At 56.4% G+C, this 1,195-nt stretch carries 1 rRNA gene; it reads left to right on the plus strand.

The window, feature by feature from the left end:
• Positions 1-1,173: ribosomal RNA gene (locus tag ACZ3IG_RS36215) — 23S ribosomal RNA — on the plus strand; the annotation flags it as partial.
• Between the last annotated feature and the right edge of the window lie 22 nt (positions 1,174-1,195).

The following is a 1,195-nucleotide window of genomic DNA, read 5'->3' on the forward strand; positions in this document are numbered from 1 at the left end:
TGAGCTGGGGGTGGCCGCAGAGACCAGCGAGAAGCGACTGTTTACTAAAAACACAGGTCCGTGCGAAGCCGTAAGGCGATGTATACGGACTGACGCCTGCCCGGTGCTGGAACGTTAAGGGGACCGGTTAGCTCCATTTCGGTGGGGCGAAGCTGAGAACTTAAGCGCCAGTAAACGGCGGTGGTAACTATAACCATCCTAAGGTAGCGAAATTCCTTGTCGGGTAAGTTCCGACCTGCACGAATGGCGTAACGACTTCTCGACTGTCTCAACCATAGGCCCGGTGAAATTGCACTACGAGTAAAGATGCTCGTTTCGCGCAGCAGGACGGAAAGACCCCGGGACCTTTACTACAGTTTGATATTGGTGTTCGGTTCGGCTTGTGTAGGATAGCTGGGAGACTTTGATCATCGGACGCCAGTTCGGTGGGAGTCGTCGTTGAAATACCAGTCTGGTCGTGCTGGATGTCTAACCTGGGTCCGTGATCCGGATCAGGGACAGTGTCTGATGGGTAGTTTAACTGGGGCGGTTGCCTCCTAAAGGGTAACGGAGGCGCCCAAAGGTTCCCTCAGCCTGGTTGGCAATCAGGTGTTGAGTGTAAGTGCACAAGGGAGCTTGACTGTGAGACCGACGGGTCGAGCAGGGACGAAAGTCGGGACTAGTGATCCGGCGGTGGCTTGTGGAAGCGCCGTCGCTCAACGGATAAAAGGTACCCCGGGGATAACAGGCTGATCTTCCCCAAGAGTCCATATCGACGGGATGGTTTGGCACCTCGATGTCGGCTCGTCGCATCCTGGGGCTGGAGTCGGTCCCAAGGGTTGGGCTGTTCGCCCATTAAAGCGGTACGCGAGCTGGGTTTAGAACGTCGTGAGACAGTTCGGTCCCTATCCGCTGTGCGCGTAGGAGTCTTGAGAAGGGCTGTCCCTAGTACGAGAGGACCGGGACGGACGAACCTCTGGTGTGCCAGTTGTTCTGCCAAGGGCATGGCTGGTTGGCTACGTTCGGGAGGGATAACCGCTGAAAGCATCTAAGCGGGAAGCCTGCTTCGAGATGAGGGCTCCCACCTCCTAGAGAGGGTAAGGCTCCCAGTAGACGACTGGGTTGATAGGCCAGATATGGAAGCCTGGTAACGGGTGGAGTTGACTGGTACTAATAGGCCGAGGGCTTGTCCTCAGTTGCTCGCGTCCACTGTGTT

Source organism: Streptomyces sp. NPDC016677, from assembly GCF_055562815.1.